We start from the raw sequence: 25,173 nt of genomic DNA, 5'->3' as shown, positions 1-25,173 counted from the left end.
TCGCAGACCTCGACCGTCGCGATCGCGTCCGAAGCCGGTTCCGCGCCTGCGGGAAACTGGTCGCGCAGCGGGCCCCCCGGGGCGAGTCGGAGCGATGCAGCGATCGCACCGCAGTTTCCGACGATGGAGGGCCGCCAAGGGCCCGAAGGAGGAGGACACTGCAATGAGCAACCGCGCGGGGTTCGCGTGCTTCATCGGGCGGCCGAACGTGGGCAAGTCGACCCTGATGAACGCCCTCGTCGGGACCAAGGTGGCGATCACCAGCAGCCGCCCGCAGACGACGCGGCGGGCCATCAGGGGGATCGTGCACCGGCCGGACGCGCAGCTCGTCGTCGTCGACACGCCCGGCCTGCACAAGCCCAGGACGCTGCTCGGCGAGCGGCTCGACAGCCTCGTCCGGTCGACGCTGACCGAGGTCGACGCGATCGGGTTCTGCGTGCCCGCCGACCAGCCCGTCGGGCCCGGCGACAAGTACATCGCGCGGGAGCTGGCCGGGGTTCGGAAGACGCCGGTGGTCGCGATCGTGACGAAGACGGACCTGGCCGCGCCCGAACAGGTCGCCGAGCAGCTCCTCGCCGTCGGGCGGCTCGGCGAGTTCGCCGACATCGTGCCGTGCTCCGCCGCCAGCGGCTTCCAGGTCGGTCTCGTCGGCGACCTGCTGATCTCCCATCTGCCGGAGGGGATGCCGCTCTACCCGGAGGGCGACCTCACCGACGAGCCCGAGCAGGTCATGATCAGCGAGCTGATCCGGGAGGCGGCGCTGGAGGGCGTCCGCGACGAGCTGCCCCACTCGATCGCCGTCGTGGTGGACGAGATGGCGCCCCGGGAGGGCCGCGACGACCTCGTCGACGTCTACGCGCACCTGTACGTCGAGCGGTCCAGCCAGAAGGGCATCATCATCGGCCACAAGGGCTCGCGGCTCCGCGAGGTCGGCGCGGCGGCGCGGCGGCAGATCGAGGCGCTGCTCGGCACCAAGGTCTTCCTCGACCTGCGCGTCAGCGTCCTCAAGGACTGGCAGCGCGACCCCAAGCAGCTCCGCCGCCTCGGCTTCTACGACTGATCTTTCTCGGGCTCCGGCTCGGGCGGTTCCGCCGCCCCGTCCGGGGAGCGGCCCCAGGCCCGGTCCTCCTCGGGCCAGGAGGCGTCCTCGCCCGGCTGTTCCGGGTGGGCGTACTGCGGCTCGTACCGGTCCGGGTACCGGTTCTCGTCCGGCCGCCGCGAGCGCGCCGCCCGCGCGCCGATCGGGCGGGCGAGGCTGAAGCCGATCACGAACAGCGACGCGACGACCGCCAGGTACCAGCCGTAGCGGACGGTGATCTGGTAGCCGAGGTCCAGCCCCGTCTCGGGCAGGTCGTCGCGGACGTCGCCGAGCCGCAGCACGAAGATGCCGCAGACCAGCAGCGCGAGCGCCCCGGGGACGGCGGCGAGCCCGCCGATCCGCGCGTCCCGGCCGATCAGGTCCCAGCAGGCCAGCGCGATCGCGATCACGGCCAGCACCGGGACGGCGAGGACCATGTCGTCGGCGTCGATGCCGGCGATGCTGCCGAGGTCGCGGCTGAGCGTCCGGCCGAACAGGTCGAGGACGACCGCCGCGTGCGCCCACGGCAGGAACGCCGCCACGAGCAGCGCCGACGCGGCGGCGATCACGGCGAGGACCCAGGGCGTTCCGCGCCTCGGCGCGGCCGCGGCGGGCGGGTACGGGCCCGGCTCGGCCAGGTCCCCGGCGGGCGGCGGGTAGCCGTCGACGGGCGGCAGGAAGGACGGGCGCGCGCGCGGGCGTTCCGCGTCGGAACCGAGGTCACCGGTCATGAACCCAGCGTAAAGGCAGGAACGGCATTGACCGGGACGGCCACGTCGACGCCCTCGGATCGGTACGTTGGACGAAGTCCGTTATGGGAGGAGAACCCCGGTGTTGCTCGTTTTCGGCCTGACGGCGGTGTTCCATACGGTCAGCGAGGGGACGTTCCACTGCCCGCAGTGCGGCGGCGACCGCGCCTACCGCAGGCGCGCCGGGCGCCGCTGGTTCTCGCTGTTCTTCGTCCCGATGGTGCCGCTGTGGCGGCTCGGCCACGCCGTGGAGTGCCGGACGTGCCGGGGCCGGTTCCCCGTCTCGGCGCTGCGGACGCCGACCGCCCAGCAGATGGCGGAGACCCTCGCCGCGGGCATGCGGGCGGCTGCCGCGCTGGTGCTGCGGGCCGGCGACCCGTCCAGTGCGGCGGCGCGCGCCCGCGCGATCGCGACGGTCACCGGGTACGGCGAGCCCGGCTACGGTGCCGACGCGGTGAACGCCGACCTCGGGCTGCGCCGCACGTTCCTGGAGCGGGAGGTCGTCCTGGCGGGGGCCCAGCTCGCGGTGGAGGCCAAGGAGTGGTTCCTGGCGCAGGCCGTCCGGATCGGGCTGGCGGACGGCCCGCTCGGCGACGGCGAGCGGCAGGCCCTGCACGCCGTCGCGGACCTGCTCGGCATGTCCCGCGCGTACGCGCTGGGCGTGATCGTGACCACCGAGGGGGCGGCGCGCTGACATGGAGCCGATAGGCGCTGACCTGGAGCCGGTGGGCCGGGCGCTGGTCCGGGCCCCCGGCCCGCGGATCGCCGAGGCGATCGTCACCCACGCCGCGCGCCGCCCGATCGACGCCGCGCTCGCCGCGCGCCAGCACGGGGCGTACGTCGCCGCGCTGCGCTCGGCGGGCTGGCGGGTCCGCGCGGTGCCGCCCTCCGACGACTGCCCCGACGCCGTGTTCGTCGAGGACGCCCTGGTCGTCGCTGGCGACGTCGCGATCGTATGCCGGTCGGGGGAGGAGCGCCGCCGGGGCGAGCGCTCCGGCGCGGAGCGGGCGGCGCGCGAACTCGGCCTGCGGATCGAGCACGTCAAGGACCCGGGCACCCTCGACGGCGGCGACGTGCTGAGCGTCGGCGACACCGTCTACGTGGGGCGCGGCGCCCGCACGAACGAGGAGGGCATCTGCCAGCTCGCGCACCTGCTGGGCGGGCGGAGGGTCGTCCCGGTGGACGTGCGCGGCTGCCTGCATCTGAAGTCCGCCCTGACCGCGCTGCCGGACGGCGGCCTGATCGGCATGCCGGACATGGTGGACACCTCGGTGCTGCCGTGCATGCGCGTCGCGCCCGAACCGTCCGGCGCGCACGTGGCGGTGCTCGGGCCCGACCACGTCCTGATGGCGGCCTCCGCGCCGCGCACGGCGGCCCAGCTGGCGGCGGACGGCCTGCGCGTCACGAGCGTCGACATCAGCGAGTTCGAGGCCCTCGACGGCTGTGTGACCTGCCTCTCCGTGCTCGTCCGCTGACCCCGGCGGGGGAATGCCGGAAGCGCCGCGGGGCGTTCGATGAGACGGAGGAGGCCCTTGTTGTCTCATCATGCGGACGCCGGTTTCCGTAACCCGGATGGCATCTGTTAACTTGGCGAACGTGTTGCGTGAGCTGCTCCTCCTTAGCGGCCGCAGCGGGGGCCTGTAAGACAGGTCGGCTCCCTCGCTGCGGGACTTTGACGTGGACGTCGGCCGCGAGGTTCGAGCAGAGAGATCTCAACGGATGTATCCGCAACAGCAGTCTTCCGGCATGCCCTTCCAGCGCTACCGCCCGTTCGCGCCCGTCAAGCTCGCCGACCGGACCTGGCCCGGCGCGGTCATCACCGAGGCCCCGCGCTGGTGCGCCGTCGACCTGCGGGACGGCAACCAGGCGCTGATCGACCCGATGGACGCCCACCGCAAGCTCAAGATGTTCGAGCTGCTGGTACGGATGGGCTACAAGGAGATCGAGGTCGGGTTCCCGGCGGCCAGCCAGACCGACTTCGACTTCGTCCGGCAGATCATCGAGGAGGACCGGATCCCCGACGACGTCGTCATCCAGGTCCTGACGCAGGCCCGTCCCGAACTGATCGAGCGGACCTTCGAGTCGGTGCGCGGCGCCCGGCGGGCGATCGTCCACCTGTACAACTCGACCAGCACGCTGCAGCGCCGCGTCGTGTTCGGCCAGGACAAGGACGGCATCACCGCGATCGCCGTCGAGGGCGCCAAGCTGTGCGCCAAGCTCGCCGAGGACATGGGCGACACCGAGATCTTCTTCCAGTACTCGCCGGAGTCGTTCACCGGCACCGAGCTGGAGTACGCCGCCGAGGTCTGCAACGCCGTCAACGACGTGTGGAGGCCGACCCCGGACCGGAAGGTCATCGTCAACCTGCCGGCGACGGTCGAGATGGCGACGCCGAACGTGTACGCCGACCAGATCGAGTGGATGAGCCGGAACCTCGCCTACCGCGACTCCGTCATCCTGTCGCTGCACCCGCACAACGACCGCGGCACGGCCGTCGCCGCCGCGGAGCTGGGCTACATGGCGGGCGCCGACCGCATCGAGGGCTGCCTGTTCGGCAACGGCGAGCGCACCGGCAACGTCTGCCTGGTCACCCTGGGGCTGAACCTGTTCACCCAGGGCGTCGACCCGCAGATCGACTTCTCCGACATCGACGAGATCCGCCGGACCGTCGAGTACTGCAACCAGCTGCCCGTCCACGAGCGGCACCCCTACGGCGGCGACCTGGTCTACACCGCGTTCTCCGGCTCCCACCAGGACGCCATCAACAAGGGCTTCGACCACCTGAAGCGGGACGCCGAGGCCGCCGGGGCACCGGTGGACGAGTACCGCTGGGAGGTCCCGTACCTGCCGATCGACCCGCACGACGTCGGCCGGACGTACGAGGCCGTGATCCGGGTCAACAGCCAGTCCGGCAAGGGCGGCGTCGCCTACATCATGAAGACCGAGCACTCGCTGGAGCTGCCGCGCCGGCTGCAGATCGAGTTCTCCCGGGTCGTGCAGGAGCACACCGACAGCGAAGGCGGCGAGGTCACGCCCGAGCGCATGTGGGAGATCTTCCAGGCCGAGTTCCTGGGCAACGGGCCGCGCGCCGGGCTGCTGGCGCACCGCGCCACCTCCCGGGTGGACGAGAAGGACGCGCTCGCCTGCGACGTCCGGATCGACGGCGAGATCCGCGAGATCGAGGGCGTCGGCAACGGCCCGGTCTCCGCGTTCGAGGACGCGCTCGCCACGGTCGGGATCGACGTGCGCGTGCTGGACTACGCCGAGCACGCGATGAGCGCCGGCGGCGACGCCCGCGCCGCCGCCTATGTCGAGTGCGACGTGAACGGCGCCACCGTGTGGGGCGTCGGCATCGACGGCAACATCGTCACCGCGTCGCTCAAGGCGATCCTGTCCGCCGTGAACAGGGTGTCCCGCTCGCAAGAGGCGTAAGCCGCTCGCGCGATCACTGCTGAACCTGGGACCGCGGGTGCGGGGAGGCGCCCGCGGTCCAGCCCTGCCCCGCGTCAGACGAAGTCGGGCCATCGCGTGGTTTGAAGGTTTCGGCCGCTTTTCCTGCTGCCATCTCGGCAAAGTTTCACTCGAATGTTCAAAGATACTGTCGAAGCCATGGTTACTGGCAGCAAGGAGAGCACCCACGCCATCGAGGCCGCCCCCGTCATGGGCCTCCTCCCGGCCCGGCCGCGGATACTCGCGCTGGGCGAGCCCACCCACGGCGAGGACATCCTCCTGGAGGTGCGCAACGACCTCTTCCGGCAGCTCGTCGAGCAGGAGGGCTACCGCTCGATCGCGATCGAGAGCGACTGCATCATGGGCCTGGTCGTGGACGACTACGTCACCTCGGGCACCGGCACCCTCGACGAGGTCATGGAGCGCGGGTTCAGCCACGGGTGGGGCGCGTCCGCGGCCAACCGCGAGCTCGTCCGCTGGATGCGCGCGTACAACGACGGCCGGCCCGCGTCCGAACGCGTCCGCTTCGCCGGGTTCGACGGCCCGCTGGAGATCACCCACGCCGCGAGCCCCCGGCAGGCGCTCACCGCGCTCCACGGCTACCTCGCGTCCAGGGTGGACGCGGACCTGCTGCCCTGCACCGCGGAAACGCTCGACCGCCTGATCGGCGACGGCGGCCGGTGGACGAATCCGGCCGCGATGATGGACCCGTCCCAGTCCGCGGGGCGGTCGCCCGAGGCCAGGGAGCTGCGGCTGCTGGCCGACGACCTCGTCGCGCTGCTCGACACCCAGCTGCCGCACCTGATGACTCCAGGGGGCGACTACGGTCGGGCGCGCCTCTACGCGCGCACCGCCACCGGCCTGCTGCGCTACCACTTCTGGATGGCGGACCCCTCGCCGGCCCGCCTGATGCGGCTGACGTCCCTCCGGGACGGGATGATGGCCGAGAACGTCCTGGCCGCGGCCGAGCAGGGTCCGACCCTGGTGCACGCCCACAACGGCCATCTCCAGCGCGGCAAGAGCTCGATGCGGATGGGCGGGCAGCGGCTGGAGTGGTGGAGCGCCGGCGCGCTCGTGAGCGCCCGCCTCGGCCGCGACTACGCCTTCCTTGCCACCGGTCTCGGCACGATCCGGCACCGGGGAGTGGACGTCCCGCCGCCGGACACCCTCGAAGGCGTCCTGTACGCCCTCCCCGGGGACCGCCGCCTGGTCGACGTCCATCGCCTGGCCGCCGCCTTCGGCGACGAACGCCCGGCCGCCCGCGTGTCCCCGTACTACGGCTACGCCCCGCTGGACCCGGCCCACCTGGCCGAGATCGACGGGATCGTCTTCATCAAGGAGGTTCCGCAGCCCTAGCCTCCGTGCCCCGGCCCGGCGCCGGGGCGGGGCGATCACCTCAGCGGGCCCGGCCGAGGACGTGGTGGACGAGTTCGCGGAGGGGTCCGTGGAGCTGGGCCTCGCCGACGGTGGTCCGGTCGCCGTCGATGTCGATCTCGTACAGGAACTGGTCGGGGATCCGGCCCGGCGGCGGCACCGATGCGAGGTCCACCCGGTGGACGAGCTTCGTCAGCATGGGGTCGCTGGCGCTGTCGGACTCGGCGCGCCGCTCGATCCCCGCGAACCCTCCGCTGCGGACGATTGTCACTCTCACGACGCTATCCGTTCGCCTCCGTGGGGACGCCTACCCCGGCCCAGGCCCGGGTCACGGCCTTCTCCTCGACGGAGCCGGCGTCGTACAGGCGGGTCGCGGCCTGGACGGTCGCGGCGGCGAACCCGGCGAAATCGACATCGGCGGCCAGGGTGCCGCTCGTGAGCGTGTCGTACCAGACGCGCCCGGCCTTCTCCCAGGCGTTCCCGCCGATGGCGGTGGCCGCGAGGTAGAAGGCGTGGTTGGGGATGCCCGAGTTGATGTGGACCCCGCCGTTGTCGCGGTACGTCTCGACGTAGTGGTCCATGTGGGCGGGCTGCGGGTCCTTGCCGAGGCGGGGGTCGTCGTAGGCGGTGCCCGGCTCCTTCATCGAGCGGAGCGCGACGCCGCCGACGCCGGGGGCGAGGAGGCCCTGCCCGATGAGCCAGTCGGCCCGGTCGGCGGTCTGCCCGAGATGCCACTGCTTGATGAGCGAGCCGAACACGTCCGACAGGGACTCGTTGAGGGCGCCCGCCTGGGCGTAGTACTCCAGGTTCGCGGTGTGCTGCGTGACGCCGTGGACCAGCTCGTGGCCGGTGACGTCGAGGCAGCCGGTGAACGAGGTGAACAGGACGCCGTCGCCGTCCCCGTACACCATCTGCTCGCCGTTCCAGAACGCGTTGTCGTACTTGTCGCCGTAGTGGACGGTCGAGACCATCCGCAGCCCCGCGCCGTCGATCGAGTTGCGCCGGTACGCGGCCTCGAAGAAGTCGAACGTCGCGCCGAGCCAGTCGTAGGCCTGGTCGGCGGCCTCGTCGCCGCACGCGGCGGCCCCCTCGGCGCGGACGGTGCGGCCGGGCAGCTCCTCCCGGTTCCGCGCGTCGCCGATCGTCCGGTCGGGGACGAAGTCCTCGGACGGGGCGGGGGCGCCGGCCGCGGTCATCTTCCGGTCGGTGAACTGCGCGGAGGTGAGCGCCAGCGTACGGCGGGCTCGGGCGCGGAGCGCCGGGTCGTCGGCGTCGCGGGCGATCCGCTCCAGCATGTGCGGTGGCACGATGTGGCATCTCATGCCACAACGCTGCCAGCTCACTGTGGTTCAGGCCACAACTTTCGGCAGGACACGGCGGCCGAATCCGGTCACGGTATGTGATTGTTACACGGCGCTGCGGTACCGTGCGGGCGCCTTGCGGAGATCCTGGGGAGATGTCCGCCCGCCGCGCCGAGGCATCGGGCGGCGTGCGTCAGAATGAACGGGTGACCCTGTACCGCGACGAAGGCATCGTCCTGCGCACCCAGAAGCTGGGCGAGGCCGATCGCATCGTGACGGTGCTGACCCGGCGGACCGGCCGGCTCCGCGCCGCGGCGAAGGGGGTCCGCAAGACCAGATCCCGATTCGGGGCGCGGCTGGAGCCGTTCACCCACGTGGACCTCCAGCTGTACGAGCGGCGCTCCCTCGACCTCATCACGCAGGCCGAGACCATCCGGCCGTACGGGGAGGCGCTGGTCGCCGACTATCCCCGCTACACGGCGGGGACGGCGATGCTGGAGACGGCGGAGAAGCTGACGAGCGAGGAGGGCGAGCCCGCGCTGCGGCAGTTCCTGCTGCTGGTCGGCGGGCTGCGCACGCTCGCCGAGCGCGCCCACGACGCCCGGCTCGTCCTGGACGCGTACCTGCTGCGCTCGCTGTCGGTCGCCGGCTGGGCGCCCGCGCTGGACGAGTGCTGCCGCTGCGGCATCCGCGGCGGGCTGCGCGGGTTCGCCATCGCGGCGGGCGGCGCGGTCTGCGCGAACTGCCGGCAGCCGGGCGCCGCGACCCCGGCGCCGCCGACGTTCGCGCTGATGCTGGCGCTGCTGCGCGGAGACTGGGCGTACGCCGACGCCAGCGACCAGCGCCACCGCGCCGAGACCAGCGGCCTCGTGGCCGCCTACCTCCAGTGGCACCTGGAGCACGGCATCCGCTCCCTCCGCCACGTGGAGCGGGACACCGGGCCTGGCACGAACACCGACGACACCGACAGGGAGCGAGTTTGAGAAGGGCCGTATCGCCGCCGGATCCGCACCGGGACGGCGCCACCCCGCCCGCGATCCCCGCGGACCTGGTGCCGCGGCACATCGCGATCGTCATGGACGGCAACGGCCGCTGGGCGAAGGAGCGCGGGCTGCCGCGCACCGAGGGGCACAAGCGCGGCGAGGACTCGCTCTTCGACGTCATCATGGGGGCGATCGAGCTGGGCGTCCCCTACCTGTCGGCGTACGCGTTCTCCACCGAGAACTGGAAGCGCTCCCCGGACGAGGTGCGCTTCCTCATGGGCTTCAACCGGGACGTGATCCGCCGCCGCCGCGACCAGCTCCACTCGATGGGCGTCCGCGTCCGGTGGGCGGGCCGCCGCCCGAGGCTGTGGCGCAGCGTCATCAGGGAGCTGGAGACGGCCGAGGAGATGACGCGCGACAACGACGTCCTCACCCTGCAGTTCTGCGTGAACTACGGCGGCCGGGCGGAGATCGCGGACGCGGCGGCGGCGATCGCCCGCGACGTCCGGGACGGCCGGCTCGACCCCGGCAAGATCAATGAGAAGGTCTTCGCCCGCTACCTGGACGAGCCGGGCATCCCGGACGTCGACCTGTTCCTGCGCTCGTCGGGGGAGCAGCGCACGTCCAACTTCCTGCTCTGGCAGTCGGCGTACGCCGAGATGGTGTTCCTCGACACGCTCTGGCCGGACTTCGACCGCCGCCACCTCTGGCACGCGTGCGAGGTCTACGCGTCCCGCGACCGCCGGTACGGCGGCGCGGCCCCCAACGCGGTGGAACCGGCCGCCCTGCCCGACGCGGTCGGCGCGGTTCAGGCGCCCGGGGGAGCCTGAACCGCGCCTGCCGGTGCGATCGCCGCGGCCGGCGTGGCCGCCGCAGCCGCCGGTGGTCAGGCGAGTGCGGCGTCCAGGGTGATGGTGGTGCCGGCGAGGGCCTTGCTCACCGGGCAGCCCGCCTTGGCGTCCTGCGCGAACTTCTCGAAGTCGGCGGCGGACAGGCCGGGGACGCTCGCCCGGACGGTCAGGTGGACGCCGGTGATGCCCTCGCCCGGCTGGAACGTGACCTCGGCCTTGGTGTCCACCTTCTCCGGCGGCGAGCCGGCCCCGGCGAGGGCGTGCGAGAGCGCCATCGAGTAGCAGGTGGAGTGCGCGGCGGCGATGAGCTCCTCGGGGCTCGTCCGCCCGCCCGGCTCCTCGGACCGCGACGCCCAGGTCACGTCGTACGTGCCGAGCTTCGAGGAGTCCAGCGAGACGGTCCCCTGGCCCTCGATGAGGGAGCCTTCCCAGTGTGCGTTTGCGGTGCGTGTCGTAGCCATGCCACCGATTCTTCCCCATGGCCGGGCCTCGTGGATCATCAAACCGGTAAAGCCCCGCGCCCGCGCGGCACATCGGAACGCGGGCGCGGGGCCGTCTCCCCGGAACAGGAGTCCCTAGTTCACGTTCACCGCCGACCAGGCGGCGGCGACCGTGGCGTACTGCGTGCTGCCCGCGCCGTAGAGGTCCGTGGCCGCGTTCAGGGTCGCGGTGCGCGCGCCCTTGTAGTCGGTCGAGGACGTCATGTACGTGGTCAGCGCCCGGTACCAGATCTTCGTGGCGGCGTCCCGGCCGATGCCGGTGATCGTCGAGCCGTTGGACGTGGGGCTGTTGTAGGAGACGCCGTTGATCGTCTTCGCGCCGCTGCCCTCGGACAGCAGGTAGTAGAAGTGGTTCGCGACGCCAGAGGAGTAGTGGACGTCGAGGTTCTTGGTGCCGGACGACCAGGAGTCGGCGGAGTTGCCGTCCCGGCTGGGCCTGTCCATGAAGCGCAGCGCGGGCTGGCCGAGGCCGGGCAGGGCGACCTCCTCGCCGACGAGGTAGTCGCCGACGTCGTTGGCGTTGTTCGCGTAGAACTCGACGGCGGCGGCCATGATGTCGGACGTCGCCTCGTTCAGCCCGCCGGACTCCCCGGAGTAGGTGAGGTTCGCGGTCGAGCTGGTGACGCCGTGGCTCATCTCGTGCGCGGCCACGTCCAGGGACGTGAGCGGGCCGAGCTGGACGCCGTCACCGTCGCCGTAGGTCATGCAGAAGCACGAGTCGTCCCAGAACGCGTTCGCGTAGCCGTCGCCGTAGTGGACGCGGTTGAACGACCCCTTGCCGTCGCCGGCGATGCCGGTGCGGCCGAAGACGTTCTTGTAGAAGTCCCACGTCATGTCGGTGCCGAACTGGGCGTCGACGGCGACGGTGGCGCGGTCGGACGTCGTGCCGCTGCCCCAGTGGTTGTCGGCGTCGGTGAACAGGGTGGCGGGGGCCCGGCGGAAGCACCAGATCAGGAAGCAGAGGTCGGTGTCGTTCTCCGCGTCTCCCGTGTAGGTGTTGCCGCGCGACGGGTCCTTCAGCTGGTAGGTGCTGCCGGACTTGGTGGTGTTCAGCGGGACGGTCCCGGTGTAGAGCGACTTGCCGTCGCCCGCCTCGGTGCGGATCGTCTCCTCGCGCAGCAGGACCTTGCCGGTCGCGGCGTCCACGGACGTGAATATGCGGCTCGGCGTCCCGTCGGCCTGCCTGCCGGCGGTCTGGACGCGCCAGGCGAGGCGGGGCTGGTGGTCGGCGGTGCGCGCCTCGACGACGAGCGCGGGGGAGCCCTCCGCCTTGCGGTGCTTCGTGACGGCGCGCTTCCGGGCGGTCTTGGCGGAGACCTCCGGGCGGGAGTCGGCGGGTGCCTCGGCGAGCGTGCCGCTGCTGCCGCGCCACGTCCCGGCCGCCGACTGGTGGACGACGACGTCGCCGCCCAGCACCGGCAGCCCGTCGTAGGTGCGCGTCATCCGGGTGTGGGAGGTGCCGTCCCGGTCCATGGTGACCCGGACGACCTTGAACGCCTGCCCGTCCCCGGCGCGGACCTCGGGACCGCGCGCGGTGAGCGCCTGGAGCGCGCGCTCGGCGGCCTTCTGCGGGGTCGGCGGGGACGGCGCCTGCCGCGCTGACGCCGGCACCGCGGTGCCGGCGGTCGCGAGCAGGGTCGCCGAGGCCAGGAGCACGGTCCTTCGGCTGGTGAACGCCCGTCTGGTCATGAACGCCCTCTCGTGCGGGCGCCACGCACCCCCGGGGGCCCGCCGTCGGGCCTGCCGTGGCGACGGGACATTTATGACATAGGGCTACTCGCAAGTAGATGTCACAATGTGCCAAGGATTGTCGACGGTGCGTGTGAAGTGCGAGTCTTGCCGGTTTTTACCTGGGCTTTACGCGCCGGTCAGCGGGCCCCGGACGTGCAGTCCGGGCACGTCCCGAAGACCTCGACGGTGTGCGTTATGCCGGTGAAACCGTGCTCGGCGGCGATCGCGTCCGCCCAGCGCTCCACGGCCGGGCCCTCGACCTCCACCGTCCGGCCGCAGCCGCGGCAGACCAGGTGGTGGTGGTGCTCCTCGGTCCGGCAGGCGCGGTAGACGGCCTCGCCCTCGTCGGTGCGCAGCACGTCGAGCTCGCCCGCGTCGCTGAGCGCCTGCAGCGCCCGGTAGACGGTGGTGAGGCCGATCTTGGAGCCGTCGGCGCGCAGGTCGGCGTAGATGTCCTGCGCGCTGCGGAACCCCTCGCAGCCGGCCAGCACCTGCCGTACCGCGTCCCGGCGGGCCGTCGTCATCCCCCAAGCACCTCCGCCTCGGCATCCACGCGCGCCTCCACGCCGGTTCCGGCGGGGACGGCGTCTCCCGCCGCGCCGGCGCGGGCGCGCCTGCGGCGCACCACCGAGCCCCCGCCGACCGCGGCCACGAACGCCATGAGCGCCAGCAGCACGATCGAGGGGCCCGGAGGCAGATCGTACTCGAAGGACCCGGCGAGGCCCGAAACGGCGGACAGCACCCCGATCCCCATCGCGGCCGCCATCGTCCCCCAGAACCCCCGGGTGAGCTGCTGCGCCGCCGCCACCGGGACGATCATCAGCGCGCTGACCAGCAGCAGCCCGATCGCGCGCATCGAGATCACCACGGTGACGGCGGCGGTCGCGGCGATGAGCACGCTGAGGAAGCGGACGGGCAGGCCCGCCGCCCGCGCGACCTCCTCGTCCTGGCACAGCAGGAACAGCTCGCGGCCGAACAGCGCGATGATCCCGAGGACGGCGGCGGCCAGCCCCGCGACGACGTACAGGTCGGTCACCGTCACGCTGCTGATCGAGCCGAACAGGTAGGACTGCAGGGTCGCCGACCCGCCGCCGGCGGCGTCGGTGAGGATCACGCCGCCCGCCAGGCCGCCGTAGAACAGCAGGGCGAGCGCGACGTCCCCGCCGCTGCGGCTGCGGGCCCGCAGCACCTCGATCGCCACCGCGCCGAGCACCGACACCGCGAGCGCGCCGAGCACGGGGGAGGCGCCGGTGAGCAGCCCCAGCCCGATGCCGGTCAGCGCGATGTGGCCGATGCCGTCGCCGAGCAGCGACAGCCTGCGCTGGACGATGAACGTGCCCACGGCCGGCGCGGTCAGCCCGATCAGCACCGCCATCACCAGGGCGACGCGCATGAAGTCGTACTGCAGCATCTCGCTCACGCGGTCCTCCGCACGGTCTCGCGGGCCGTCTCGTGGACGACGCGGCCCTGCCCCAGCTCGATCGTGCGCGTGATGAGCGGTTCCATCGGCCCCAGCTCGTGCGCGACCAGCACCACCGTGCGCCCGGCTCCGGCCAGCTCGTGGAGGGTGGCGGCGAGCGCCGCCTGGTTGCGGGTGTCCACGCCGGCGGTCGGCTCGTCCAGCACGAACACGTCGGGCTCCCCGGCGAGGGCGCGGGCGATCAGCACCCGCTGCTGCTGGCCGCCGGACAGCAGGTGCGCCGAGTCGCGCGCCCGCTCGGTGAGCCCGACCGTCCGCAGGGCGCGGTCGACGGCGGCGCGGTCGGCCGCCCGGTCGGTGACCAGGGCGGGCCGCCAGCGGGACCGCCGCGCCACCCGCCCGGACGCCACGACCTCCCGGACGGTGGCCGGCACGCCGCCGCCCATCGGCAGCCGCTGCGGGACGTACCCGATCCGGTGCCAGCCGCGGAAGCGCGCGGGCGGCTCGCCGTAGATCTCGGTCCGTCCGGCGGCCAGCGGCACCAGCCCGAGCAGCGCCTTGACCAGTGTCGACTTGCCCGCGCCGTTCGGCCCCAGGACCGCCAGCACGTCGCCCGCCCCGACCCGCAGGTCGACGCCGGCGAGGACGTCGCGGCCGTCCCGCCGGACGCCGCCGCCGGTCATCGCGAACGGCGGCGCGGTCTCCTCGGTCATGAGCACTCCAGTGCGGGACGCAGTGTCCGCAGGTTCCGTTGCATGATCGTCATGTAGTCGTCGGACGAGCCTTCCGCGACGCCCTCCACCGGGTCCAGCACGGCCGTCCGCACGCCCGCCTCGCGAGCCAGCGCCTCGGCGGTCTTCGGGCTGGCCAGCGTCTCGGTGAAGACGGTCGTCGCGCCGGTGGCGGACACCAGCCGGGTCAGCTCGGCCAGCCGCTTCGGCGACGGCCCGCCGGACGGGTCGACCCCGGAGACCGGGATCTGCCGCAGCCCGTAGCGGTCCGCCAGGTAGCCGAACGCGGCGTGCGCCGTGATGATCTCCCTGCGCGCGCAGGTCTTCAGGCCGTCCCGGAAGGCGCGGTCGAGCCCCGCCAGCTCGGCGGCCGTGGCCTCGGCGCGCCGCCGGTGGCCGGAGGCGTGGCCGGGGTCGGCGGCGGCCAGCCGCTCGCCGAGCGCGGTCGCGACGACCGCCATGCGGTGCGGGTCGAGCCAGATGTGCGGGTCGTAGGACGCCTCGCGGTGGCGGACGCCGTCGTGCGCCTCCGCGTCGTCGGTCTCGCCCGGCGGCGGCAGCGTCCCGACCACGGAGGCGGCGTCCAGCGACCTGCCCTTGGCGTGCCTGCCGACGGCGTCGTCCACGGCGGGCTGGACGCCCCTGACGTAGACGGCGAAACCGGCGTCCTCGATGTCGGCGACCTGCCGTGCCGTCAGCTCCAGGTCGTGCGGCTCGGTCCCGGGCCTGGTGAGCGTCCGGACGAAGACGTCGTCGCCGCCGACCCTCTCCGCCAGCCATGCCATGGGGTAGAACGACGCGACCACGGCGGTCTTCCCGGGCGGGACGCCGGCGTCCGCGCCCGCGCAGCCCGTCAGCGCCGCGGCGAGCCCGGCCAGTGCCAGGGCGGCCGCCGGGAGGGCGCGCAGGGAGTCGTGGAGGCGGGGCACACGGCGATTATGGACGAAGATGAAAATGGTTGTCAAAACCGGCCGATGCCGCGCCCCAGGGCGAAACCCACCAGAGCCGCAAGCGCGACGATCCGCAGCACCCGGCCCGAGCCGTCCAGCGCGGGCCAGTTGAGATAGGCGAACCAGCCCAGCGCGACGGCGAGGACCAGCAGCCCGGCCGCGGCGACCCAGCCCGTCCCGGCCATGCCGACCACCAGCAGCAGGAACACCGCGACGAGCAGCACCCATCGCGGCAGCCGGTGCAGGAACACCACGGGCGCCGCGCTCCGCCGCTGGACCGCCGCCCGCAGGCCGCCCCCGCGCTCACCTCTCGTCTCCACGTGCCCCAACGTACTGCCAGGATGGACGGATGATCGCGATAACCCGGTACCGGGTGCCGGGCGAGGACGCCGACGGCTTCGCCGAGCGGATGACCGCGGTGCTGGCGGCGCTGTCCGCGAGCCCCGGCTTCCGCTCCGGCCGCCTCGCCCGGACGGTCGACGACCCCGGCCTGTGGGCCCTCGTCACCGAGTGGGACGGCGCCGGGCACTACCGCCGCGCGCTCGGTGCGTACGAGGTCCGGCTCCAGTTCATGCCGCTCGCCGTGTGGGCGGTGGACGAGCCCGGCGCCTACGAGGTCGTCAGCTCCACCGGCCCCGCCTGATGCGCGCGCCGGCCTGATGCGCGCGCCGGCCTGATGCGCGCGCCGGCCTGATTCACGGGCGGGGCAACCGGCGGGCAAGAAGCGTCCTGGCCCGGTTTCGGCCGCCCGTCCATGGTCATCTCTGCCCCTACACGATCATGCGGTGGCTCTCGGGGGAGATGTGATGCGCCATGCCGTCCTGTTCAGCGTGCTTTCCGGGGCGGCGGCGGTCGCGCCCGCCGTCGCCGTCGCCGTCGCCGGCGGGACGGACACCGCGCGGCTCGCGTCCCGGCCGGCCGCCGCGCTGACGGAGGGCGGCGACCGGGCGCGCTTCGTCGAGTACCGGGGGCTGCGCGTTCCCGTCCCGGCGGGCTGGCGGGTCCACCGGCTCGACGTGGACCCGGCCCGCTGCGTCCGCTACGACCGGCACGCCGTCTACCTGGGGCGCCCCGGCCCGCAGCCCGACTGCCCGGCGCGCGCCGTCGGGCGCACCGAGGCCCTGCACATCGAGCCCGCCGGGGACGGCCGCGGCTCGCGGACCGTCGTGCACGCCGACAGGCTCGCCGCCCTCACCGTCGCGCCCAGCGCCGACCACGAGACGCGGCTCACCCTCCCCGAGGCCGGGGTCACGATCACCGGCGTCTACGGGACGGACCCGGGGCGGCTCCAGCGGGTGCTGCGCGGCAGCCGGCTGTCCGCGAAATGGACCGCCGCGCCCCGCGGGCCGGGGGCGCCGGCCAGGCCCGACGTCCGCCGCGAGGCCCCAACGCCGGCCCCGACGCCGGCCCCGGCGGAGGGCACGGCGGAGGGCACGGCGGAGGGCACGGCGGAGGGCACGGCGGAGGGCACGGCCGAGGGGACGGCGCCGGACGCAGGCTTGGACCGCCCGTGGGTGCGCGGCAAGGGATTCGACACGTGCACGGCGCCCTCGCTCGCGACGATGAAGGCGTGGCGGCCGTCCTTCAAGGTCACCAACATCTACATCGGCGGCGCGGCGCGGGGCTGCGCACAGCCGAACCTCACCGCCTCCTGGGTGCGGCACGTGCGCGAGATGGGGTACCGCATCACGCCCACCTACGTGGGCCTTCAGGCGCCGTGCGGCAGCCGCCCGCAGCGCTTCACCCGCAAGAACGCCGCGAAGCAGGGCGCGAAAGCCGCCGTGGACGCCGCCCGCAAGGCCAGGGCGCTCGGCATCCCGGAAGGGAATCCGATCTACTTCGACATGGAGGCGTACAACGGCAGGAAGAAGGGGTGCAAGGCCGCCGTCCTGCGGTTCGTCGACAAGTGGGTGGAGCGGCTGACGGACGAGGGCTACGTCCCGTGCCTCTACAGCAGCGCCAAGTCCGGGATCCGCGACGTCGGCTGGGCCACCGGGATCAGCAAGCCCGCCGGCGTCTGGTTCGCCAACTGGAACGGCCGCGCCTCGGTCTACAACGACCCGTACCTGCCGGACCGCTGGTGGTCCCCGCACCGCCGCATCAAGCAGTACCGGGGCGGCCACAAGGAGAAGCACGGCGGCGTCACGCTCAATATCGACACCAACATCGTGGACGGGCGCGTCTACTAGCGCCTTTCCCACCGCCCCGTGTGCTCTAAGCTGGGGAATGCTCTCGGCGCCGGCGACGACCGCGCCGGGGCTCATCACCGGGGATCACACTCGCCGCCGCCCGCCGCTTCCGCGCGGACCCGGGGGCGCACTCACTGTCCCGCCGACCGCCAGCCGGATGGAGAAGATTTCATGGCACGCCGTTCCGATGTGCTCGACACGATCGTCAACCTCGCCAAGCGGCGGGGGCTGGTCTACCCGTCGAGCGAGATCTACGGCGGACTCCGCGCGTCCTGGGACTACGGGCCGCTCGGCGTCGAGCTGAAGAACAACGTCAAGCGCCAGTGGTGGAAGTCCATGGTGCAGGGCCGCGACGACATCGTCGGCCTCGACTCGTGCGTCATCCTGGCGCGCGAGGTGTGGGAGGCCAGCGGCCACGTCCAGGCGTTCGTCGACCCGCTCACCGAGTGCCAGTCCTGCCACAAGCGCTTCCGGGCCGACCACCTGGAGGAGGCCTACGAGGAGAAGCACGGCCGCCCGCCGGCGAACGGCCTCGCCGACCTCTCCTGCCCGAACTGCGGCGTCAAGGGCTCCTTCACCGAGCCGAAGATGTTCAACGGCCTGCTCAAGACCTACCTCGGCCCCGTCGAGGACGAGTCCGGCCTCGCCTACCTGCGGCCCGAGACCGCGCAGGGCATCTTCATCAACTACCTGAACGTCCAGCAGTCCGCGCGCCGCAAGGTGCCGTTCGGCATCGGGCAGATCGGCAAGTCGTTCCGCAACGAGATCACGCCCGGCAACTTCATCTTCCGGACCCGCGAGTTCGAGCAGATGGAGATGGAGTTCTTCGTCAAGCCCGGCAGCGACGAGGAATGGCACCAGTACTGGATCGACGAGCGCATGCAGTGGTACGTCGACCTCGGCATCCGCAAGGAGAACCTGCGGCTGTACGAGCACCCGCAGGAGAAGCTGTCGCACTACTCCAAGCGCACCGTCGACGTGGAGTACAAGTTCGACTTCGTCGGCAGTGAGTGGGGCGAGCTCGAGGGCATCGCGAACCGCACCGACTACGACCTGACGACGCACTCCAAGGCGTCGGGCGCCGACCTGTCGTTCTTCGACCAGGAGTCCGGCGAGCGGTTCACCCCGTACGTGATCGAGCCCGCGGCGGGCGTCGACCGCTGCACGCTCACGTTCATGATGGACGCGTACGCCGAGGACGAGGCGCCCAACGCCAAGGGCAAGCTGGAGAAGCGCACCGTCATGCGGCTCGACCGGCGGCTCGCCCCGGTCAAGGTCGCGGTGCTGCCGCTGTCGCGCAACGCCGACCTGTCGCCGAAGGCCCGCGACCTCGCCGCGCGGCTGCGCAGGAACTGGAACGTCGACTTCGACGACGCCGGCGCCATCGGCCGCCGCTACCGCCGCCAGGACGAGATCGGCACCCCGTTCTGCGTCACCGTCGACTTCGACACCCTGGAGGACGACGCGGTGACCGTCCGGGAGCGCGACTCGATGAGCCAGGAGCGCATCGCGATCGGCCAGGTCGAGGCGTTCCTCGCGGCGCAGCTCGTCGGCTGCTGACCTCCGGCCGCTCGCCGGCCGGGTCCGGAGACCGCTACGGGCCGCCCCCCGCGTGCTGGGGGCGGCCCGCTTCTCATGGGAGCACGATCTGGGAGCGTGTCCTTCGGGGAGCGAATATTCGGGAGGGTTCGATCAGCCCGAGACGTACAGGGCCTGGTCGAAGGTGCCGGAGCCGGCGGCGGTCTCGCCGCGCAGCGCGTAGTTGGCGCTGACGGTGGCGGTGCCCGGGCACAGCCAGCTGCCGCCGGTCTTGCTGACCTGGGCGTTCTGCACGCCGACCTGGGCGTCGGCGCTGCCCGTGTCGGGACGCGAGGCGTTGTCGCCGTTGTAGCCGTTGGCGGTGAGGGTGCCGCCGAACTGGCAGGTGATGCCGCCGAAGATGTTCACCGTGGCCTTGACGCTGAAGTTCCTGATCGTGACGGTGGCGTCGCGTCCGTTGCTGTGGCCGGAGTCGTAGGTGACGTCGCCGCCCGTCCAGGGCAGGTTCTGCGTCTGGATGGTGGCGCTGGTGGTCCCGGCGCAGGGGCCGCCGTTGTCGCCGCTGAAGGAGGCGCTGCTGATGGCGAGGCCGCTTCCGTCGGAGTTGATGGAGCCGGTCATCGTCGACTCGCTGCAGGAACCGCTGCCGATCGACGTGGAGACCGTCGCGGTGCCGAGCAGTGATGCCTGGACGTTGCCGGAGTAGGCGTCGGCCGTGGCCGAGCCCTTGCGGATGGTCGTGCCCGCGGCGTACGCGGGGGCGACCCCCGCTGCGAGGACGGCCAGTGCGGCGGTCCCGACGAGCGCGGTCTGTCTGATACGTACCACCGGAGACTCCTCTGTCCGGTTCGGGGTGGGCATACGCGAAAGTAATTCGCGTTGCACCGCCGGGCAATGGATGGCGGCCGATTGCGGCCTGGCCGGATTGGGACACCATCCAGTGTCTGCTGGTAAGGCCGCATGCGGCCGAGGGGGTAATGGCAATGTCACGCCGGGTCGCCTTGACGGGGATTTGCTTCCGTGTTGGGCCAGGTGGCGAACGAAGCGCGTCTCCGTCCCGGGGAACCTGGGCTAGGTTGGCCTGGACGGCCGCACGGACGGCATGACCGGCGCTCAGGGAGGGTGGAATGCGCGATCTGCGCCATCCCGTCCTGCCCGCCGCCCGGCTGCTCGTCGTCGTCCTGGGCCTGCTCGGCTTCGTCGTCGGGCCGGTCGGCGCCGGAGCCACCGCCGGGACGTCCGCCGCCGGAGTGCTCTCCGGCGTCCGGACCGCGCCGGCGCAGAAGGCGCCCGCCCGCCCCCGGACGTCCGCCAAGTCGGGGACGGCCCGGCACACCGAGGCCGTCATCGCCGCCGTCGCGCGGCACGCCGCCGGGGCCGCCGCCCCCAGCGCGCAGCAGCCCGTGCACGCCGCCCTCCCGGCGTCCGGCACCGACGTCCCGCCGCCGGCGGCGCGCACCCGGCCGCCCGCGGCCGCGCCGGCCGCACCCGACCTCGCCCCCCGCACCGCCCCGCGCGGGCGCGCCCCTCCCTCCACCGCACGGATTCCGGTCACCCCTGTCCGCGGTGCCGCACGCTGAGGCGCGGCGCCGAAGCCCCGTGTGGAGGTTCCCTCTTGACTCGCGCCAACCTGGTGCGGGCGGTACTGGCGTTCGCCGTGCTCGCCACATCGTTCTACTTCGCCTGGTCAAAACCAGCCCGCCTCGGCCTCGACCTCCGCGGCGGCACCCAGATCGTCCTCGAGACCCAGGACTCGCCGACCGTCAAGGCGGACCGCGAGGCCACCGACCGCGCCCGTGAGGTCCTGCACCGGCGCATCGACGCGCTCGGCGTCGCCGAGTCGTCCATCACCCGGTCCGGCGACCGGCGGCTGATCGTCGAGCTGCCCGACGTCCAGGACCCGACCCGCGCCACCGAGGCGGTCGGCAAGACCGCGCAGCTCACCGCGCACCCCGTGCTGCCCAACACCGGCAAGGCCGAGAAGGGGCAGCAGCTCATCCCGGACGAGAGCGGGCAGCAGATCCTCATCGGCCCCGCCGCGCTGACCGGCGCCGGCATCGGTGCGGCGAGCGCCTCCTTCGACGCGCAGAACCTCGGCGGCTGGGCCGTCAACGTCGACTTCAAGGGCAGCGGCGGCAAGACCTGGGAGCAGCTGACCGCCAAGGCCGCCTGCGCCGTCGGCGACGAGCGGCGCGTCGCGATCGTCCTGGACGGCAAGGTGATCTCCTCCCCGCAGGTGACGCAGAGCGTGCCCTGCGGCGTCGGCATCACCGGCGGATCCACCCAGATCACCGGCGACTTCACCGCAGAAGAGGCCAAGGACCTCGCCGCGCTCATCCAGGGCGGCTCGCTGCCCGTCCCCGTGAAGATCATCGAGCAGCGGGTGGTCGGCCCGACCCTCGGCGACGAGGCCATCGACGCCAGCGCCAAGGCCGCCGTCATCGGCATCATCCTGACCGGCCTGTTCATCATCGCCGTCTACCGCCTCGTGGGCCTGCTCGCCACGGTCGCGCTCGCCGGCTACGCGCTGATCTCCTACGGCGCCCTCGTCGCGATCGGAGCGACGCTGACCTTGCCCGGCCTCGCCGGGTTCGTGCTGGCCGTCGGCATGGCGATCGACGCGAACGTGCTGGCCTTCGAACGGGCCAGAGAGGAACGGGCGGCGGCACCGGGCCGCAGCGCGCGGGCGGCGCTCGCCATCGGCTTCAACAAGGCGTGGTCGGCGATCGCGGACTCGGCCGTCACCACCCTGCTGGCCGGCGGCCTGCTGTTCTTCCTGGCGTCGGGGCCGGTCAAGGGCTTCGGTGTCACGCTGACCATCGGTGTGATCGGCTCCCTCATCTCGGCGATGCTGCTGAGCCGCGTCCTCACCGACGCCGCCGCCGCGCGGATGCCGAAGCTCAGCAAGGGCAAGCTCGGCGGCCTCGGCGGCGCCGGGCGGATCCGCAACTGGCTGGAGACCAGCGGCCCCGACATCATGAAGCGCAGCCGGATGTGGATCGGGATCTCCGCGGTCGCGATCATCCTCGCCATGACCGGGATCTTCACCCGCGGGCTGAACTTCGGCGTGGAGTTCACCGGCGGGCGCCTCGTCGAGTACTCGACCAGCCAGCACCTCGACATCGACAAGGCCCGCGCCGCCGTCGCCGACGCCGGGTTCCCGCGCGCGGTCGTGCAGACGTCCGGGCAGGACGACATCTCCGTCCGCACGTCCGACCTCAGCAACGAGGAGGAGAAGCGGATCCAGGAGGCCCTCGCGAAGGAGGGCGGCGGAGCCACCAAGCAGCGCGACGAGCTGATCGGGCCGAGCCTCGGCGACGAGCTCCGCACCAAGGCGCTCATCGCCCTCGGCGTCGCGCTCCTGGCGCAGCTCGCCTACCTGACGATCAGGTTCCGCTGGACGTTCGCGGGCGGCTCGGTGATCGCCATGTTCCACGACATCACGATCGTCACCGGCATCTTCGCCTGGCTCGGCAAACCGATCGACGGCGTCTTCCTCGCCGCGCTGCTCACGATCATCGGCTACTCGGTGAACGACTCCGTCGTCGTGTTCGACCGCGTCCGGGAGCTCTGGGGGAACAATCCCAAGGCCAGGTTCGCCGACATCGCGAACCGGGGCACGCTGCAGACCGTCCCGCGCACGATCAACACCGGCATGGGCGCGCTGTTCATCCTGGCGGCCCTCGCGGTCCTCGGCGGCGACTCGCTGACCGACTTCGCGATCGCCCTGCTGATCGGCATCGTCGTCGGGACGTACTCCAGCGTGTTCACCGCGACGCCCATCGCCGTCGTCCTGGAGCGCTACGCGAAGGCCCCGCCGCCGCAGGGCAAGGGCAAGGGCAAGCCCGTCCGCCGCCACGCGGACAGCTCCGGCGCCGTCGTCTAACCCCCGCGTGCCGCCGGTGCCGGCGGCCCGCACCGGCACCGGCCCGCCCTCACCTCGGAGTCCGGGGGCGTGGGCGGGGCGTCAGTGGGGGACGACGGAGCGTGTGAGAGGGCCGTTCTTGCCCGCGACCAGGCAGAAGGCCAACCGGTTTCCCTCGATCCAGCCCTGCTTGTTCGGTATGGCGTACGTCACGGTGGCGATATCGAACGGGGGATTCCCACCCCAGGCCTTGACCGCGCGCTTCGCGCAGCCGTCCAGCGCCTTTTCCTCCATCTTCTTTGCGCCCGGGTACTTGTCGCCGTGCATCGTGTAGACGGCGAGCACTTCGTACTCGTGCTTCTTGGTGCAGGGGATGAGGGGCTGGTCGCCGTTGTCGTCCCATTTCTTGACGCAGTCTCCCGGCGAGAGTTCGGACGTGTACTGCGACCTCGTGTCCATGGTCTGGTCGAGGGACGTCGGGAGCAGGCCGGACCCGGTGTAGCGCAGCACGCATTTCGCGGCCCGTTTCCCGTCCTTCCACGCCTCCTTGTCCGGCGGTGCGACGTGGAGTTGGAGGTCCTTGCCGTAGCGGCTCCGCTCCAGGAACTCGGTCCGCTCGCGGCACAGCGTCCACGCCCGGTCGTTCATCTCACGCTCGCCCGGATACGGCAGGTCCGGGAGTTCAGCCTCGGCACTGACCTCGCCCTGGTGAGGTGTGGTGCACGGCAGCGGTTTCCCGTACAGGCCGGCCGGGGTCTCCTCGAACTCGCTGAAGCAGTCACCCGGCCGCATCGCGGTGACCGCCACCTTGCCGTCCTCGCGGACGGCGGGTCCGGCGGTGCCCGCGGTCGGCGGCCCGGCGATCGCGATGGCGGCGACGGCGGCGATCCAGGCCGCGGACGCGGCGAGGCCGCCGACGGCGAGGCCCTTGCCCCGCTCGCCGCGGCGCCCGGTCTGGACGAACGCGGCGATGGCGAAACCGACCGCGAACAGCACCATGCCGCCGACTCCGGCGGCGAGCGCGACGATCGCGAACCGGTTCGTCCGCCGCCGGCCGGCCACGGGCGGACCGCCCGCGGGCGGACCGATCCAGGGCGGCGCGATCATGGGCGGCCCGGTCATGGGCGGTCCGACTGTGGGCCCGCCGGTCATGGGCGGGCCCGCCGTGGGCGGCGCCTCCGCGGGCGCGTCCGGCGGGGCCCAGGCAGGGGCGGCGTCGTCCGGGGTGTTGTCAGCGGGCGGTGGTGTGGTCATGGGAACTCCGGGGCGGGGAGCGGGGCGTCCGGGGCGGTCATGGGAGGAGCGACTTGTTCAGCTTGCCGTGGGCGGCCTGGACCAGGCATGCGACGTCGTGGATGCCGCCCTCCCAGTCCTCCTGGGACGGCATGACGTACATCAGTTCCAGGTCGCGTTCGATCGGGCGGTTCCGGAGGGCCTTGTTCCCGCGCTTGGTGCAGCCGCGTGCCGCCCTCTTGTCGATCTCCTTCTTGCCGGGATACTCGTTGAACTCCTTGGCGGGGAATTCCTCCGAGGGAATCGTGAAGGTGGCGTACACCTGGAACCGGTGCGGCTTCTTGCAGGACATGGTGGCCGTCACCGGGTCGGCGTCGTCCCAATCGGCGACGCATTCGCCGGCGGTCAGCTGCTCGTAGGTCTTCAGGTTCGCGTCCACGGTGGCGGCCAGCGGTGCTGTGAGGGGCTTGGAGCCCGTGTAACGCATCACGCACGTCAACGTCAGATCCTTGGCGTCGGAGTGCTCGTCGCCGGACCAGTTGTAGTAGGGCTCCAGGTCCTTGCGGTACCGGCTGCGCAGCAGGTACCTCGTCTTGTTCTGGCACAGGTTCTTGGCCCACGCGGTCATCGCTCCGTGGGTCTGCTGGACGGGAGGCGTCTCCGTGCGTGCGACGACCTCGCCCTCGTGCGGCTGCGTGCAGGGCGCCTTCTTCCCGAGGAAACCGCCGGAGCCGTCGTCGCCGAAGCCGGTGAAGCAGTCGCCGATGCCGAGTTCGGTGAGCGGCGCCGTGCCGTCGCGGCGCACGTCCGCGCGGGAGCCCTGGCCCGGCTGGACGTCCTGCAGCACGGCGATCAGGGCCACCACGGCGAGGACCCACACGGCGGACGCGGCGAGGCCGCCGATGGCGAGGCGCACGCCCCGCTCGCCGCGGCGCCCCGTCTGGACGAGGGCGACCACGGCGAAGGCGATCGCGAGCACGACGATCCCGGCCAGGCCGGTGACCAGCGCGAAGATCGCGAACCGGTTCGTCCGCCGCTGGGCGGGCGCGGGCGGCGCCCCGGGCACGAGCGGCATCCCCGGGGGCGGGCCCGGGAGCGGGGCGGGGGCGGGGGCCGGTGAGCCGGCAGCGGGCGCGTCGGGCGGCGCCCAGGCGGGGGCGGTCTCGGGGGGATCCGGAATGCCGTCAGTGGGGGGTGGCGTGGTCACGGCGGAACGGTAACCGGGAAGT

Annotated in this window: 25 protein-coding genes; 12 read left to right on the top strand and 13 right to left on the bottom strand. The window is 72.6% G+C overall.

What is annotated here, in order from left to right:
* Positions 1-163: 163 nt before the first annotated feature.
* The gene (gene era, locus AL2_RS08920; protein WP_067631803.1) at positions 164-1,060 is read left to right on the top strand and encodes a GTPase Era; all 897 of its coding nucleotides are present in this window, start codon (positions 164-166) and stop codon (positions 1,058-1,060) included.
* Here the strand turns inward: era and AL2_RS08915 are convergent.
* A complete protein-coding gene (locus AL2_RS08915; protein ID WP_067631801.1) occupies positions 1,051-1,809 on the bottom strand; it encodes a hypothetical protein in 759 nt (252 codons plus the stop codon). The two genes, era and AL2_RS08915, sit on opposite strands and share 10 nt — an antisense overlap.
* 100 nt (positions 1,810-1,909) lie before the next feature.
* Between AL2_RS08915 and AL2_RS08910 the strand changes: the two genes are divergently transcribed.
* The 4 genes from AL2_RS08910 (at position 1,910) to AL2_RS08895 (ending at position 6,633) form a co-directional block, all read left to right on the top strand.
* Positions 1,910-2,521 (top strand): tellurite resistance TerB family protein, encoded by a 612-nt coding sequence (locus tag AL2_RS08910; RefSeq protein ID WP_067631798.1) that lies wholly within the window; start codon positions 1,910-1,912, stop codon positions 2,519-2,521.
* A 1-nt stretch (position 2,522) separates the two neighbouring features.
* The gene (gene ddaH / locus AL2_RS08905; protein WP_067631796.1) at positions 2,523-3,302 is read left to right on the top strand and encodes a dimethylargininase; all 780 of its coding nucleotides are present in this window, start codon (positions 2,523-2,525) and stop codon (positions 3,300-3,302) included.
* A gap of 244 nt (positions 3,303-3,546) precedes the next feature.
* On the top strand, positions 3,547-5,259 hold the full coding sequence (leuA, locus tag AL2_RS08900; RefSeq protein WP_067631794.1) for a 2-isopropylmalate synthase: 1,713 nt from the start codon (positions 3,547-3,549) through the stop codon (positions 5,257-5,259).
* A 177-nt stretch (positions 5,260-5,436) separates the two neighbouring features.
* The gene (locus tag AL2_RS08895; protein WP_067631792.1) at positions 5,437-6,633 is read left to right on the top strand and encodes an erythromycin esterase family protein; all 1,197 of its coding nucleotides are present in this window, start codon (positions 5,437-5,439) and stop codon (positions 6,631-6,633) included.
* 40 nt (positions 6,634-6,673) lie between these two features.
* Here the strand turns inward: AL2_RS08895 and AL2_RS08890 are convergent, their stop codons facing one another.
* Both AL2_RS08890 and AL2_RS08885 read right to left on the bottom strand, forming a co-directional pair.
* Positions 6,674-6,922 carry a protealysin inhibitor emfourin gene (locus AL2_RS08890; protein ID WP_245666457.1) on the bottom strand — a complete coding sequence of 83 codons (249 nt, stop codon included), beginning with the start codon at positions 6,920-6,922 and terminating at the stop codon, positions 6,674-6,676.
* Positions 6,923-6,932: 10 nt separating this feature from the next.
* On the bottom strand, positions 6,933-7,973 hold the full coding sequence (locus AL2_RS08885) for a M4 family metallopeptidase (RefSeq protein WP_067631790.1): 1,041 nt from the start codon (positions 7,971-7,973) through the stop codon (positions 6,933-6,935).
* A 185-nt stretch (positions 7,974-8,158) separates the two neighbouring features.
* On the opposite strand from AL2_RS08885, the gene recO reads away from it, so the two are divergent.
* Together recO and AL2_RS08875 are read left to right on the top strand one after the other, a co-directional pair.
* Complete coding sequence (gene recO, locus AL2_RS08880; protein WP_067632521.1) at positions 8,159-8,935, top strand: DNA repair protein RecO; 777 nt, start codon at positions 8,159-8,161, stop codon at positions 8,933-8,935.
* Complete coding sequence (locus tag AL2_RS08875; RefSeq protein WP_067631788.1) at positions 8,932-9,765, top strand: isoprenyl transferase; 834 nt, start codon at positions 8,932-8,934, stop codon at positions 9,763-9,765. Before recO ends, AL2_RS08875 begins: the two co-directional genes overlap by 4 nt.
* Before the next feature lie 56 nt (positions 9,766-9,821).
* Here AL2_RS08875 and AL2_RS08870 read toward each other — a convergent pair whose 3' ends face one another.
* The 7 genes from AL2_RS08870 to AL2_RS39085 all read right to left on the bottom strand — a co-directional run bounded on the left by AL2_RS08870 (position 9,822) and on the right by AL2_RS39085 (position 15,438).
* Positions 9,822-10,247 carry an OsmC family protein gene (locus tag AL2_RS08870; protein WP_067631786.1) on the bottom strand — a complete coding sequence of 142 codons (426 nt, stop codon included), beginning with the start codon at positions 10,245-10,247 and terminating at the stop codon, positions 9,822-9,824.
* Positions 10,248-10,361: 114 nt separating this feature from the next.
* A complete protein-coding gene (locus AL2_RS08865) occupies positions 10,362-11,975 on the bottom strand; it encodes a M4 family metallopeptidase (RefSeq protein WP_067631784.1) in 1,614 nt (537 codons plus the stop codon).
* Between the two features lie 179 nt (positions 11,976-12,154).
* Positions 12,155-12,541, bottom strand: coding sequence for a Fur family transcriptional regulator (locus AL2_RS08860; RefSeq protein WP_067631782.1), 387 nt, complete (start codon positions 12,539-12,541; stop codon positions 12,155-12,157).
* Positions 12,538-13,437 (bottom strand): metal ABC transporter permease, encoded by a 900-nt coding sequence (locus AL2_RS08855; protein ID WP_067631780.1) that lies wholly within the window; start codon positions 13,435-13,437, stop codon positions 12,538-12,540. Before AL2_RS08855 ends, AL2_RS08860 begins: the two co-directional genes overlap by 4 nt.
* Positions 13,434-14,150: a metal ABC transporter ATP-binding protein gene (locus AL2_RS08850; protein WP_083946342.1), complete on the bottom strand. Its 717-nt coding sequence runs from the start codon at positions 14,148-14,150 to the stop codon at positions 13,434-13,436. Before AL2_RS08850 ends, AL2_RS08855 begins: the two co-directional genes overlap by 4 nt.
* On the bottom strand, positions 14,147-15,097 hold the full coding sequence (locus AL2_RS08845; protein ID WP_245666455.1) for a metal ABC transporter substrate-binding protein: 951 nt from the start codon (positions 15,095-15,097) through the stop codon (positions 14,147-14,149). The genes AL2_RS08850 and AL2_RS08845 overlap by 4 nt, the downstream gene beginning before the upstream one ends.
* 32 nt (positions 15,098-15,129) lie before the next feature.
* Positions 15,130-15,438, bottom strand: coding sequence for a DUF6703 family protein (locus tag AL2_RS39085; RefSeq protein ID WP_245666454.1), 309 nt, complete (start codon positions 15,436-15,438; stop codon positions 15,130-15,132).
* A 29-nt stretch (positions 15,439-15,467) separates the two neighbouring features.
* Here AL2_RS39085 and AL2_RS08835 point away from each other — a divergent pair, with 29 nt between their 5' ends.
* From AL2_RS08835 to AL2_RS08825, 3 genes are all read left to right on the top strand, one after another.
* A complete protein-coding gene (locus tag AL2_RS08835) occupies positions 15,468-15,761 on the top strand; it encodes an antibiotic biosynthesis monooxygenase family protein (protein WP_067631776.1) in 294 nt (97 codons plus the stop codon).
* Positions 15,762-15,924: 163 nt separating this feature from the next.
* Positions 15,925-17,307 carry a DUF1906 domain-containing protein gene (locus AL2_RS08830; protein ID WP_067631775.1) on the top strand — a complete coding sequence of 461 codons (1,383 nt, stop codon included), beginning with the start codon at positions 15,925-15,927 and terminating at the stop codon, positions 17,305-17,307.
* 171 nt (positions 17,308-17,478) lie between these two features.
* Positions 17,479-18,867, top strand: a complete 1,389-nt coding sequence (locus AL2_RS08825) for a glycine--tRNA ligase (protein WP_067631773.1) — start codon at positions 17,479-17,481, stop codon at positions 18,865-18,867.
* 132 nt (positions 18,868-18,999) lie between these two features.
* Here AL2_RS08825 and AL2_RS08820 read toward each other — a convergent pair whose 3' ends face one another.
* Complete coding sequence (locus AL2_RS08820; RefSeq protein WP_067631771.1) at positions 19,000-19,674, bottom strand: hypothetical protein; 675 nt, start codon at positions 19,672-19,674, stop codon at positions 19,000-19,002.
* 299 nt (positions 19,675-19,973) lie between these two features.
* Here AL2_RS08820 and AL2_RS08815 point away from each other — a divergent pair, with 299 nt between their 5' ends.
* The gene (locus tag AL2_RS08815) at positions 19,974-20,426 is read left to right on the top strand and encodes a hypothetical protein (protein WP_067631769.1); all 453 of its coding nucleotides are present in this window, start codon (positions 19,974-19,976) and stop codon (positions 20,424-20,426) included.
* A gap of 35 nt (positions 20,427-20,461) precedes the next feature.
* Positions 20,462-22,732: a protein translocase subunit SecD gene (gene secD / locus AL2_RS08810; RefSeq protein ID WP_067631767.1), complete on the top strand. Its 2,271-nt coding sequence runs from the start codon at positions 20,462-20,464 to the stop codon at positions 22,730-22,732.
* Positions 22,733-22,813: 81 nt separating this feature from the next.
* Here secD and AL2_RS08805 read toward each other — a convergent pair whose 3' ends face one another.
* The gene (locus AL2_RS08805; RefSeq protein ID WP_157438062.1) at positions 22,814-23,965 is read right to left on the bottom strand and encodes a DUF4190 domain-containing protein; all 1,152 of its coding nucleotides are present in this window, start codon (positions 23,963-23,965) and stop codon (positions 22,814-22,816) included.
* 37 nt (positions 23,966-24,002) lie between these two features.
* Complete coding sequence (locus AL2_RS08800) at positions 24,003-25,151, bottom strand: DUF4190 domain-containing protein (protein ID WP_157438061.1); 1,149 nt, start codon at positions 25,149-25,151, stop codon at positions 24,003-24,005.
* Positions 25,152-25,173: the final 22 nt, after the last annotated feature.

The organism is Actinomadura latina NBRC 106108, from assembly GCF_001552195.1.
GTDB classification, from domain to species: Bacteria; Actinomycetota; Actinomycetes; order Streptosporangiales; family Streptosporangiaceae; genus Spirillospora; species Spirillospora latina.
Note: the sequence above shows the minus strand (reverse complement) of the source record. Positions and strands in the feature narration are given on the sequence as shown.